Below are 13,537 nucleotides of genomic sequence, written 5' to 3'. Positions count from 1 at the left end.
TACACCCTCTCAGGCCGGCTACCCGTCGTCGCCTTGGTGAGCCGTTACCTCACCAACTAGCTGATGGGCCGCAGGCCCATCCACCACCGCCACCTAAAAGGCAGCTTTCTTTACTAACCATGCGGCTAGCAAAGTCATCGGGTATTACCCCCGGTTTCCCAGGGCTATCCCCGTGTGGTGGGTAGGTTGCCTACGTGTTACTCACCCGTCCGCCGCTAAGGATGCCTCCAGCTTACACCTTCAGCATCCCCCGCTCGACTTGCATGTGTTAGGCACGCCGCCAGCGTTCGTCCTGAGCCAGGATCAAACTCTCAGGTTAAATCCTAATCCTTTAAAGTAAGCTCCACGCTTACTCTTTTACACACCTTTCGGTCAAAACTCTCAGGCGTGGCACTGTTCAGTTCTCAAGGTTCATACCCTCGGCGGAATTCTATTGTATCATCTTTTCCCCTTCTTGTCAACTATCTCATCTTCAGCTTCTTCCGCCGACAGTTCCTTATTATATCGCTCTCGCAGTTTTTTGTCAACCCTGTTTGTTTTTTTAAGACAGTAGTTTATCCTTTAGTTTCAGTGTTTTGTACTATACCATAAATATAATCCATCTGCAATTTAGAAAGATATTAATAAAAAACTCATTTATTAAAAAAAAATTAACATCCTTTAATTCTTCTTTGTTTTTCACAGGTTTAGCTCACTGTTTAAAGTCTAATATTGTTTGAGGCACAGAACCTATAATAATTGTTTCAGCTATAGGGACGCTAGTTTTTATCTCTACTTTTGAACTCAAAAGTGGCTGAACTATTCTTACCTGAGCCGTGATGTCCAGCAATATTTTATGTCTCGTTTGATTAATGCCAGCTTCTTCAAATGCTTCAGAAGTATCTACGTAAGCAGTTCCAACAGGATATAAAGATACGCTAATCGTGGGTCCCATATTTGATAATATTTTACTTCCAGTAATTAAACCTAGAGGTATTTTTATTTTTTCCATACTGATTTCCTTTAAGGTTTTTACTACTTCTAAAGAGGTTTCGGTTTCTATCCGGTTTATTTCTATCGTATTTATTTGGATTAACGTTACCTGGCCGTTGATATCTTTATGTATAGCAATGAGGTCAGTGTACTTAATATTTTTGGTTATCCTTTCCTTCACCGCTTTATTTATGGCCTCCGTTGCTATAATTCTGGCCCTAGCCTCTGCTAATGCCAAAAGGGTAGGTGCTATTTGCCTTTCAATAAATGCAAATATAATAAAATTTAGCATTACAATTAAAATGAGCATATAAGCACTTAGTTTTATAGGGCACCTCCTATTTCTTTTTGTTTTCAACCGTATAAACATAAAAAACCCCTCCTAATCAAAATATGCAGGAGGGGTTGAATTGGTTCATATATTATTTTTGGCATTGATAACTTTCACAAATTTTCGCTTTCCCACTTGTAAAATAAAGGGAGATCTTATCTCAACTTCTGTAGCGTCAATAATTTTTTCACCATTTATCTTTACAGCTCCTTGTTTCAACATCCTTAAAGCCTCACTATTGGACGATGAAAATCCTATAAGGGTTATTAACTTAGGTAACCATATTTTTTCCTCATTTACCTCGAATATCGGAATTTCATCCGGTAGATCTTTTTTTTGAAATATTCTTACAAAGTTCTCCTCTGCTTTCAAAGCTGCCTCACTACCGTGATAAAGTTTTACAATTTCTCTAGCCAGTCTCATTTTTAGATCTCTAGGATTTACTCTTCCTTCCTTTAAGCTTTCTGCTATTTTTTCCAATTCATGATTTTCTAAATCCGTAGCCAACTTATAATACTCAAGCATTATTTCATCGGGAATAGACATTACTTTTCCGTACATTTCATCGGGTGGGTCACTCACTCCTATGTAATTTCCAAGACTTTTGCTCATTTTTCGCTTGCCATCGATTCCGACGAGAATGGGCATGAGCACTGCCACTTGAGGCTCCTGTCCATATTCCTTTTGCAGTATTCTCCCCATTAAAATGTTAAATTTTTGTTCTGTTGCTCCTAATTCGACATCAGCATTAAGGGCTACCGAATCATAACCCTGCATAAGCGGATAGAAAAATTCATGTATAGAGATTGGCCTTCCCTCGGTAAATCTCTTGCTAAAATCCTCTCTTTCTAACATGCGGGCTACGGTGTACTTTGAGGCTAATTTTAATACATCTTCAAAAGTCATTCGACTCAGCCATTCACTATTAAAAACAATTTTTGTTTTATCCGGATCTAAAATTTTAAACACCTGCTCTTTATAAGTTTTTGCATTCTCCATAATTTCTTCCCTTGAAAGTTGTTTTCTCGTTTCTGATTTTCCCGTTGGATCTCCAACCATCCCGGTAAAATCTCCGATTATCAAGACTACTTCATGCCCTAACTCTTGAAACTGCCTCATTTTCTTCAATACCACAGCATGTCCGAGGTGAACATCCGGAGCAGTGGGATCCAAACCTAATTTCACTTTTAAAGGTCTTTTTTCTTCGTAAGATTTTCTCAGTTTATTTAATAATTCTTCCTCCGAAATTATTTCGGCTACATTTTGTCTTAAAAGTTCAAATTGTTCTTCAGGCCTCAATTTTTATCCCTCTTCCATGAAATGTTTTTATTAATTATAACACACTGATGCATTTTCTTCAAAGTTTATATTATATATGGTATAATAATTTAGACATGCTGTTTAATTGTCTAAGATGACTGAGGAGGTTAATTATGAAAATTCCGAGGAAAAAAAAGCTCTTTCTTGCAAAGAGCTTAATACCTTTTTTGATATTTGTTTTTCTTTTATCATGCGGCTCAGCTCTTGGATTGTTTTTATACTACGTAAAGGATACACCTCCGTTTGATCCTCAGAAATTAAAACCTAGCGAGACTTCTATAGTTTACGACTCAAAAGGCAATGTAATTGCCGAACTTCACGGAGGCCAAAATCGAATTCCAGTACCTCTAGATGAAATTCCAGGGCATCTCAAAGAAGCATTTATTGCCATTGAAGACAAAAATTTTTACAAGCATAAAGGTATCAATTTTAAATCCCTCATAGGCGCTGTATGGACAGATATAGTCACTGGAGGATATCGCAGGGGTGCAAGTACTATAACTCAGCAATTGGTTAAAAATGCCTTTTTGACCCATGAAAAAACTCTAAAACGAAAAGCCCAAGAGGCATGGCTTGCAATTCAGGTGGAACGTCATTTTACAAAAGATCAAATTCTGGAATTTTACCTGAACCATATATACTTTGGTCACTCAGCTTACGGCGTTGAAGCCGCTTCTCAAACCTTTTTTGGAAAAAGCGTAAAGGACCTCACCCTTGCAGAAAGTGCCATGCTCGCAGGTATAACCAAAGGTCCTTCAATTTACTCACCCTATATAAATTTCGAAAAAGCAAAGGAAAGGCAAGCCATAGTTTTGAACGAAATGGTCGATATGGGATTTATAACAAAGGAAGAAGCAGAGAAAGCAAAAAAAGAAGAGATAAAACTAGTAGGCCTTGAAAACGCAAAGGCAGACTACAAAGCTCCATATTTTACTGATTTTATAATAACGCAATTAGCAGAAGATCTTCAAAAAGAACTAGGACTTACCGAATCCGAAGCTTATGAAAAAATCTATAACGGAGGATTAAGAATTTATACCACAGTCGACCTAGAAATCCAAGAAGTGGCCGAAAAAGCTTTAGCGGACCCGAAAAATTACCCATATACAAAAAAAGACAAGAACGGCATTCCCCAACCTCAAGCTGCAGTCGTAGTTATAGACCCCCATACCGGGCATATAAAAGCACTGGTAGGAGGTCGCGAACATTATAAAAAGCTAGGTCTGAACAGGGCCTCGCAATCTTACAGGCAGCCTGGTTCTGCCTTTAAACCCATCGTTGTTTATACGGCTGCAATAGACATGGGGTATACAGCCGCAAGTGTCATCGACGATTCGCCGGTTTCTTACGGCAATTGGTCCCCTCAAAACTATACCAGAGACTTCAAAGGGCTCACAACCATACGGAAAGCCATTGCGGATTCAGTCAACGTGGTCGCGGTAAAAGTCCTCGAAAAAATTGGCGTGGACAGAGGAATTGAATATGCCCAGAAATTAGGTATAAAAAGCCTCGTTTTAGAAGGCCGAAAAAATGATAGACAGCTATCAATAGCACTGGGAGGTTTGACTAAGGGTGTTTCCCCTCTGGAGCTTGCATCGGCATACGGAACTTTGGCTAATCAGGGGATACACGTGGAGCCTGTGGCTATATTAAAAGTCGTTGACAAAAACGGAAGAACACTTCTTGAGAACACACCCACAAAGTGGACAGCCGTAAGTCCTCAGGTTGCCTTTATTATGACAGATATGATGCGAAGCGTTATAACAGAAGGAACTGCAAAAAGGCTTGCTGATTTTCCGTTCCCTGTAGCAGGAAAAACGGGAACTACATCGGATAACAAAGATGTATGGTTTGTAGGTTATACACCGTATTTAGTCGCAGCCGTATGGATGGGGCACGATGAACCAACCCCCATGAAGGGGGTCGCAGGCGGATATCAGCCGGCTTTGATATGGAAGCAAATTATGACCGTAGCTCATAAAAATTTACCTAAAGTCGGTTTTTCTAAGCCATCAGGAATCGTAGGACCCATCGCTGTCTGCGAGGATTCGGGCAAGATTCCAACAGAACTCTGCAACAATGACCCACGGGGCTCGCGGATTAGATATGAATATTTCATTAAGGGAACCGAACCTTCGGAATTCTGCGATGTCCACGTACAAAAACCGATAGATATAACTTCAGGATTGTTAGCAACACCGTATTGTCCTCCTGAACAAGTAAAACAAAAAGTTTTCTTGAATAGGCCCCCTTACAAAACATCTCCTGATGGCAAAATACCGTTAGATGCGAAGTATATGCCGCCGACAGAATATTGCAATTTACACACCCAGGAATCATCAAGCGGAAGCAATTTCGAAGAAGGGATTTTGCAACCTGTAGATAGCGGCACTCAGAACAATTCGTCAAATAAAAGCAGTGAAAACCAAGTTAACGGTGGCAGCAATAACACGGGAAATCAGGTGCCTTCAAAAAATCTCAATCAGTCTGAAGACAACGAAAATAGGGCAAGGGACTTCAGATAATGTTTAAAATAAAGTTAAGATAAAGGCAAACAAGGGGAGCGCCAAGCTCCCTTTTTTTGTTCAAAACTATTTTTGATATAAACCATATAATAAGTATTCATCCGAATCAATAACTTTTAATCCATAAGTCGCTAATAAAGCTGCCGTTACTCCCATCCCTTCTTTTAAAGTTCCATCAAATTTCCCATTATAGATAAATCTGCATCCGCAGGAGGGACTTTTCGATTTTAAGATTGCAGTATCGGCACCTATAAGCTCTGCCAATTTTAACATTTCTTTTGCCCCCCTGATAAAATATTCTGTCACATTCTTTCCATCTTTGGTAAGGACTACCGCCTTCCCTTTTATTACTGCAAAACCATCTTCTCCTATTATCTCTGCTGGCATTCTAGGTGTAGGCAATCCCCCGGCTTGCTCAGGGCAAAAAGGCACAGCTTTTTTAATTCTTATCAAATCCTCAAAAACCGCATTGCAACTATTTTCCCCATTGTATCTCGTATTAAAACCTGCAAGACACGCACTAATAATGATCACAGGAATTCCACCACCGTAACCCCAAGTCCGCCTTCGTTCATATTTCCTTGTCTAAATGATTTAATATCTTTTCGCGTCCGCAACATATCATGGATGCCTTTCCTTAGCACTCCCGTGCCCTTACCGTGAATGATAAATGCATTTGGCAACCCTGCAATGCTTGCGTCGTCCAAAAATTTTTCGACTTTCAGCAACGCCTCTTCCAACGTGAGACCCCTTATGTCTATTTCTTTCGAAACTTTCTTTGCCTTTTCCATCGCTAACAGCGAATACGCAACTTCTTTTTTCTCATTTCTTTCATCTTCAATCTTTACAAGACTTGCAAATGGCAAATTTATTCTCATAACTCCAATTTGAACCTGTGCAATTTTATCTTTTTCATCCACTGAAATTACATATCCTTCTTGATTTAGACTTTCTACTATCACCTTATCGCCCGGATGCAAAGGACCAGACATTATTTTTTTCTTTGTAACTTTTATCAGGGAAACTTCTTCATTCCCATAATCTTTTTTCGCCTGTTTTAAAGTCCTCCTAACTTCTTCTGCTATTTTATCTCTAATTTGTTTTGAATCTTGAGTTTCTAATTCCTTTAACCTTTCAAACACCTTTTCTGCTTCTTTCCTTGCTTTTTCAATAATATCTCTCGCTTTTCCCCTGGCTTTTTCTATCATCTTTACTTCCTTTTCCTTAAGCCTTTCCCTTTCTTTTTCGAGTTCTTTCAGTTTAGCAAAAACACTCTCCTTTAATTTTTCAAGTTCTTCTCTATCTTGTCTTATCCGCTTTCGCTCCAATTCGATTTCCTGGAGCAGATCTTCCATTTTTATATCTTCTACTTTTAAGAAGTTTTTTCCGGCTTTTATTATCTCTTCTTTTAATCCCAATCTCTTTGCAATTTCAAACGCATTGCTCTTTCCTGGAATACCTATTGACAGCCTATAAGTAGGGCTTAGAGTTTCAACATCAAATTCTACACTGGCATTTTCCATTCCGCCTCGGGAAAATGCAAATGCTTTCAGTTCGCTATAGTGAGTTGTCGCTATCACTCTAGCTCCTATTTTCAAAAAGTAATCCAATATAGCCATTGCCAGTGCTGCACCTTCTGTGGGGTCCGTCCCGGCCCCTAGTTCATCCAGCAATACCAAGCTTTTCGAATCCGCTCTGTCCACTATCTCTTTTATATTTTTCATGTGCGCTGAAAAGGTGCTGAGTGACTGCTCAATGCTTTGCTCATCGCCAATGTCTGCAAAAATATTGGTAAACACAGACATTTCAGTTCCTTCTTCGCATGGAAGGTGAAAACCGGATTGCGCCATCAGTGCAAACAAACCTACGGTTTTTAACGAAACGGTTTTTCCACCGGTATTAGGCCCGGTTATAACCAATATCGTAAATTCATTCCCCAGATGAATATCGATTGGAACAACTTCTCCTTTCAACAAAGGATGCTTGCCTTTTTTAATGCTAATATATCCTTTCGTATTAAATTGGGGTTCGACACCTTTTATTTCAATGCTGAATTTGGCTTTAGCCAGGATGAAATCTAGGCGTATTACAGCTTCAAAGGTCTCTTCAAGGTATTCGCTGTTCTGTGCTATTTTAGCCGTAAGCTCTTTTAATATTCGCTCTATCTCCTTGTTTTCTTCAATCTCCAACCTTCTTATTTCGTTGTTAATTTGAAGGACGGGCATGGGTTCTACATAAATAGTCAACCCGCTCGCTGACTGGTCATGTACTACTCCGGGAATGCTGCTTCTAAACTCTTGCTTTACCGGAATTACGTACCTGCCGTTTCGCACTGTGATAATAGGCTCTTGAAGGAATTTCAGATAATGGGGCGAATTCACGTAAAACTCCAGCTTTTCTTTTGCTCTCTGTAAAAGTATTCTTTTCTCTTTTCTCAGGCTGAGCAATCTGGGACTTGCGTCATCTGATATTTCTTCCTCGCTCAAAATAATTTTGGAGATCTTTTCCTCGAGGGAAGTAAAGACGTGTAATTTCTCTATGACGCTTTCAACAACCTTGCAATCGGTTAATGATTTATCGTACCACGCCTTTTTTATGAGGCGGGAAGCTCTCATAATCGCAGCAATTGAAAGCAGCTCGCCGGGCGAAAGTATCCCGCCGATAGAAGCCCTTTTTATCGAGTTTCGAATATCGGGCAACTCGTCGACGGGTAAGTTCATCCCCGCTTTTAGCAAAATTACGCCCTCTGTGGTCTCTCGCTGCATTCTTTTTACGATTTGCTCATCCGAAGCAGGTTTTAAATCAAGCAATAATTTTTTTGCCAAATCAGATACGGCGTATTTGCCTGCTATTTGTTTTACTTTGTCGAATTCCAGCAATTTCTCCACCCGTTCGTCCATAAAATACAATCACCCTTTTTAGCTCATTTTCGCTTTTGTCTCAGTATTTCCATCAAGTGAGGAAGCGTGCGGGTGTTTATTACGTCCTCTTTTTCCAACCAAGCCCTCCTTGCCACCCATACTCCGTACTTTATGTCGTTTAATCCTTCCAGCTCATGAGTGTCGGTGTTGATAACGATTTTTACCCCCATTTCCTTTGCCTTTCTCGCAAATTCATCGTTCAAGTCAAGCCTATCTGGAGAAGAATTGATTTCTAGCACGGTATTTGTTTCCGCTGCAGCTTTTAGTACAGCATCGACATCAATTTCATAAGGATCCCTTTTTGCTAACATTCTTCCCGTTGGATGAGCGATTATATTAACATAGGGATTGTAGATGGCTTTTAAGATTCGCCGAGTTAACTTTTCTTTATCTTGACTGAAGCCGCTGTGAATAGAAGCAATTACGATATCAAGCTCTTTTAATATATCGTCGTCGAAGTCCAAAAGGTCATTGCTCAAAATATCAACTTCTATGCCCGATAAAATTCTTATCCCTTTTATTTCGTTATTCAACTTCTTTATCTGTTCCATCTGCTTAAATAAACGCTCTTCATCTAACCCGTGGGCGACTTTCAAAGATTTTGAATGATCGGTAATGGCGATGTATTCGTAACCTTTTTCTCTAGCTTTTATTGCGATTTCCTCAATAGAATTTAATCCGTCGCTCCAATTGCTATGAATGTGAAGGTCGCCTTTTATATCACCAATTTCGAGGGATTTGGGCAGTTTCCGCTTTAGAGCCGCTTCTATTTCTCCCCGGTTTTCCCTGAGCTCTGGAATTACATAGGGCATGTCGAGCAATCCGTAAATTTTTTCTTCACTTTCAGGGTACAATAATTCGCCACTCTTTATCCGGATAACATAGTTCTTTTGAATATCATAACCTTTCTCTCTTGCTACTTCCCTCAACCTGCCAACGTGTTCTTCACTACCCGTAAAATAATGCAAACAGGACCAAAACGAAACGGGCTCTACAATATGAAAATTAACCATAATCCCTAAATCCAACAACACTTTCAACGTTTCTTCGCTTCTTTCCTTGACCTCTTTTATTCTGTGGTAAGTTAACAATCCATCTATTATTTTGCCTGGCTTATTAGAAGAAATTACAATTTCGAGCTTGCTTATTAACTCTTGTTTTCTCCTCAGGTCTCCTGCCGCATCGACTTTTTCAACTGCAGGATTTGATCGCAGCAGTGCCATCATTTCTTCCGCCAGAAAAAGGGCGGTGGGCAAAAGTATTTTACCCATCGTCCCCTTTAGCATTTCTATCCCCTTTAATATGCCTTGTTCAGTCTTCACTCCAATCCCAGGCAATCCTCTTAACTTACGCTGCTTTGCTGCCTGCTGTAGCTCTTCAATTGTGGTTATATTCAACTTTTCATAAATAGTCCTTATTTTTTTTGCCCCCAGGCCAGGAATCTTAAGCATTTCCACTAATCCCTTGGGTACTTCACTTTTGAGTTTTTCGTAATACTCGCACGTTCCGCTATTTATAATTTCCTTTATCTTTTCTTCGAGAGCCTTTCCAATTCCTTCTATACCGGCAAGTGAAGAGGTTTTTACTAAACATTCAACATCCTCAGCAAGATTTGCGATTGCCCGAGCGGCTTTTCGGTAGGCCCTGATTTTAAAAATATTTTCCCCCTTTATTTCCAGCATATCTGCAATATCGGAAAAAATAAAGGATACGAGATAATTTTTCATGTCCTTCCAACTCCGTTTTACCTGCCTTTTTCTTCATCAAATAGCTCTAAAAATTCCTCGTATTCAGCCTTTAGCTTGAAATATTCGTCGGCGATATTTAATGCCGTCAGTACCGCCAAGTTAATGCGGCTAAGTCTAGGGTTAAGTTTTAAAAGCAATTTCATTTTTTGGTCAACATACTTTGCCAGTTGCTTTATGTATTCTTCTGAAGCCGAACCCTTTATATAATAATTTTCTCCGCAAATCTCTACCTTTACCCTTGTGACATCCGGCTCTTTTTCCATCCCTTATCCTCCCGCTCTTTACTCCCTCAGGCGACCATCAAACCTTTCAAGTATGCCTTCAATTATTTTAGCGTGTAGGTCGTTTATTTCTTCATCCGTCAGCGTCCTGTCTTTCGCTCTATAGGTCAATGAAAAGGCAAGACTTTTGCAGCCTCTCGCTATCTGTTCCCCTCTGTAAATGTCGAATAGTTCCACGTTCTCCAACAGCTCTCCACCTATTTCCCTTATGGCTTCCATTATGTCGCCCGCAGCAACGCTTTCCTTTACAACTATAGCCACATCTCTTTCCGCAGCCGGGAACTTGGGAAGCGGCTGGTACTTTACTTCAGTTGCTGCTTTGTCCAGCAATAGTTCCATATCAAGCTCCGCAACATAAACCCTTTTATCTTCCATGTCATAATTTTCCATCACATCCGGATGAATTTCTCCTATATACCCCGCGATTTCGCCCCCTACGGAAATGCTAGCAGTCCTTCCGGGGTGGAAGGCAAAATACTGGTCCGGGTTAAATTTAGGATTATCTATCTTTAACTTTGAAAAGATCGCTTCCACTATTCCTTTCAGGTAATAAAAGTCCAGTTTTTCTTCACAAACTGCAAGACCTATCATTTTCTTTTCTCTGGGCAGTTCTTTTAAAGGCAACTCTTTTGGCAGGAAAACCTTCCCCACCTCGAAAATGCGTATTCTTTTCTGTTTTTGATTTAAGTTGAACTTAACCACTTGGAGGATCCCGTCGAGCAGCGTGGTCCTCATTACGCTGTGTTCTTCACCTAGAGGGTTCATTAACCTTACGGCTTTGCGAACCTCGTGGTCGAACGGCACTTTTAGCTTGTCGAAAGCACTGGGACTGATAAATGAATAAGTGTATATTTCCGAAAATCCTAAATCCGAAAGGGTCTTTTTGATTTCATCTTCTAATTTCTGTCTCTTACTTAGCACGCCACAGGTAGCGATACTGCCCGGCAAAGTCGATGGAAGATTGTCATACCCGTAAATCCTGGCAATCTCTTCGGCTATATCAGCATGTTGAGTTATATCTGTCCGAAAGGTCGGAACTATGACAAAGGTCTTTCCGTCTTCGTCTTCAACGCCCATTCCCAGTCTCCTCAAAATGCCAACCATGCATTCTTTAGAAATATCGGTACCCAGCAAAGCGTTTATTTTATCAACCCTCAGTTGCAACCTTCTTGGTCGAACTACTTTGGTATATACATCTGCGTACTCTTTAACAACTCTACCTGCTCCCAACTTTTCAATGAGCTCGCAGGCTCTCTCAGCCGCTATTTCTGCAAGATTCGGGTCAATTCCTTTTTCATAGCGCAAAGACGCCTCTGTTCTAATGCCCAGTCTTTTTGCCGTGCGGCGGATGTTGGGCCCCAGGAAATTTGCCGATTCCAAAAGTACTGTTCTTGTTTTCTCCGTAACCTCGGTGTTTTCTCCCCCCATTACTCCTGCTAAAGCTATGGGCCCTTTTTTATCTGCAATCACCAGAGTATCTTCTGTTATTTCCCTTTCCTGTCCATCTAATGTAATAAGCTTTTCCCCAGCCTTACCTCTGCGAACTATAATTGAACCGTCACTCAATTTATCATAGTCAAATGCATGTAATGGCTGACCTAATTCCAGCATAACATAATTGGTAATGTCGACAATATTGTTTATGGGGCGAATTCCGCAAAGCTGCAATCTTCTTTGCATCCAGAAAGGAGAAGGCTCTATTTTTACATCTTCTATTATCCTTGCTATGTACCTTTTACAAAGGTCAGGAGCCTCTACTGTCACTTTCACTCTTCTAAAAATCTCGTCAAATTGCATTATTTCCCCAGAAGTCGAAAACGCTACCTTCAAGGGAATGTTGAAAGTGGCCGCAGCTTCCCTTGCAATGCCTAGGATGCTAAAACAATCTGCTCTATTAGGGGTAAGTTCAAATTCCACCACTGCATCTTCAATTTCTATGTATTCCTTGATATCTTTTCCTACTGGAGCATCTTCCGGTAAAACCAAAAGCCCTTTTTTCATATCTTCCCGCAGGCCGTGGTCATCCAATCCTAATTCTTTTGCCGAACAAAGCATCCCCTCCGATTCCATTCCTTTTATATTCTGGACTCCTATCTTTTTACCACCCTCTATTGTGGCTCCGGGCAATGCTACAGCTACCTTATCGCCTTTTTTGATATTCTGGGCTCCCGTTATTACTTGTAAGACCCTTTCTTTTGTATCTACTTTAGCTACCAATAGCTTTTCGGCGTGAGGATGCCTTTTTATCTCCAAAACCTCTCCTATAACCACATTTTTTATATCTCGTCCAACGTATTCGACAGTCTCGACGCTGGATCCTGACATGGTGAGTTTTTCGGCAAATTCTTCCACACTGCCTTTATAATCCACGAATTCTTTTAGCCATTTCATCGGTACCCTCATTTTCCTTTCCTCCCTGCTAAAACTGTTCTAAGAATCTAAGATCGTTTTCGAAAAACAGCCTCATGTCGTTAATGCCGTACTTTAACATGGCTATCCTTTCTATCCCCATGCCAAAAGCAAAGCCCGTAACTTCTTCAGGGTCGTATCCACAATTTTTAAGCACGTTCGGATGAACCATGCCACAGCCTAGAATTTCCAGCCACCCTGTATAAGAACAAATCCTGCATCCCTTTCCATCGCACGCAATACAAGATATATCCATTTCAGCACTCGGCTCGGTAAATGGAAAGTAGCTGGGCCTGAACCTCACCCTCCGTTCCTTGCCGTAAAACATCTTTGCAAAAGTTATAAGAGTGCCCTTCAAATCGGCCATTGTCACCTTTTCTCCAACCACAAGTCCTTCAACTTGGTGGAATACAGGAGAATGAGTCGCATCTACCTCATCGGAACGATAAACTCTTCCTGGAACAATCACTTTGATAGGAGGTTTCTTTTTTTCCATTGTCCTTATTTGCACAGGAGAGGTATGAGTTCGCAAAAGAATCTCTTCAGTTATATAGAACGTATCCTGCATATCTCTCGCCGGATGATCTTTGGGTATATTTAGAGCTTCAAAATTGTAATAATCAAGCTCAATCTCCGGGCCTTCAACAACTTCATATCCAAGGCCGAGAAAGATTTCTTTTATCTCGTCTAAAACCAATGTCAGCGGATGTTTGTGTCCCAAAATAACTTTTGATGGGACCGTAACATCTATTTTTTCCTTCTGAAGCCTTATTTTTTTTGCGATTTCTTTTAGTTCCAAACCTTTTTGAAAAAACTTTTGTTCTAATTCTTCTTTTACCTCGTTCGCTAATTTCCCTATCGTAGGCCTTTCTTCCGGTGAAAGATTCGCCATTCCCCTCAATATTGCAGTGAGCTTGCCTTTCTTCCCTAAATATTTTATCCTAATATCATTCAGTTCCCTTAGGTCTTGCGATTTTTTAATTTCATGCAAAGCTTCTTCTTTTAGACTTAACAATTCTTCCTTCACTTA

Annotated in this window: 9 protein-coding genes and 1 rRNA gene; 1 reads left to right on the top strand and 9 read right to left on the bottom strand. The window is 40.3% G+C overall.

Features of this window, described 5'->3' with window-relative positions; translation table 11 throughout:
- From BUB66_RS01580 to tyrS, 3 genes are all read right to left on the bottom strand, one after another.
- Positions 1–319: ribosomal RNA gene (locus BUB66_RS01580) — 16S ribosomal RNA — on the bottom strand; the annotation flags it as partial.
- Between the two features lie 372 nt (positions 320–691).
- A complete protein-coding gene (yunB, locus tag BUB66_RS01575; protein ID WP_073253582.1) occupies positions 692–1,342 on the bottom strand; it encodes a sporulation protein YunB in 651 nt (216 codons plus the stop codon).
- A 45-nt stretch (positions 1,343–1,387) separates the two neighbouring features.
- Positions 1,388–2,602, bottom strand: coding sequence for a tyrosine--tRNA ligase (gene tyrS / locus BUB66_RS01570; protein ID WP_073253579.1), 1,215 nt, complete (start codon positions 2,600–2,602; stop codon positions 1,388–1,390).
- 134 nt (positions 2,603–2,736) lie between these two features.
- On the opposite strand from tyrS, the gene BUB66_RS01565 reads away from it, so the two are divergent.
- The gene (locus tag BUB66_RS01565; protein WP_084098538.1) at positions 2,737–5,148 is read left to right on the top strand and encodes a transglycosylase domain-containing protein; all 2,412 of its coding nucleotides are present in this window, start codon (positions 2,737–2,739) and stop codon (positions 5,146–5,148) included.
- A gap of 66 nt (positions 5,149–5,214) precedes the next feature.
- Here BUB66_RS01565 and BUB66_RS01560 read toward each other — a convergent pair whose 3' ends face one another.
- The 6 genes from BUB66_RS01560 to pheS are packed head-to-tail and all read right to left on the bottom strand — an operon-like array spanning position 5,215 to position 13,534.
- On the bottom strand, positions 5,215–5,682 hold the full coding sequence (locus BUB66_RS01560; protein ID WP_073253576.1) for a 2-thiouracil desulfurase family protein: 468 nt from the start codon (positions 5,680–5,682) through the stop codon (positions 5,215–5,217).
- Complete coding sequence (locus tag BUB66_RS01555; RefSeq protein ID WP_073253573.1) at positions 5,679–8,048, bottom strand: endonuclease MutS2; 2,370 nt, start codon at positions 8,046–8,048, stop codon at positions 5,679–5,681. Before BUB66_RS01555 ends, BUB66_RS01560 begins: the two co-directional genes overlap by 4 nt.
- A gap of 23 nt (positions 8,049–8,071) precedes the next feature.
- Positions 8,072–9,796, bottom strand: coding sequence for a DNA polymerase/3'-5' exonuclease PolX (polX, locus tag BUB66_RS01550; protein ID WP_073253569.1), 1,725 nt, complete (start codon positions 9,794–9,796; stop codon positions 8,072–8,074).
- A 17-nt stretch (positions 9,797–9,813) separates the two neighbouring features.
- Entirely contained in the window at positions 9,814–10,080 is a 267-nt protein-coding gene (locus tag BUB66_RS01545) for a cell division protein ZapA (RefSeq protein WP_073253565.1), read from the bottom strand.
- A gap of 18 nt (positions 10,081–10,098) precedes the next feature.
- Positions 10,099–12,501, bottom strand: a complete 2,403-nt coding sequence (gene pheT / locus BUB66_RS01540; RefSeq protein WP_073253562.1) for a phenylalanine--tRNA ligase subunit beta — start codon at positions 12,499–12,501, stop codon at positions 10,099–10,101.
- A 16-nt stretch (positions 12,502–12,517) separates the two neighbouring features.
- Positions 12,518–13,534 (bottom strand): phenylalanine--tRNA ligase subunit alpha, encoded by a 1,017-nt coding sequence (gene pheS / locus BUB66_RS01535; protein ID WP_073253559.1) that lies wholly within the window; start codon positions 13,532–13,534, stop codon positions 12,518–12,520.
- Between the last annotated feature and the right edge of the window lie 3 nt (positions 13,535–13,537).

The organism is Caldanaerovirga acetigignens, assembly GCF_900142995.1.
Lineage (GTDB): Bacteria > Bacillota > Thermosediminibacteria > Thermosediminibacterales > Thermosediminibacteraceae > Fervidicola > Fervidicola acetigignens.
The sequence above is the reverse complement of the archived record's forward strand: the minus strand, read 5'-3'. Positions and strand labels throughout refer to the sequence as shown.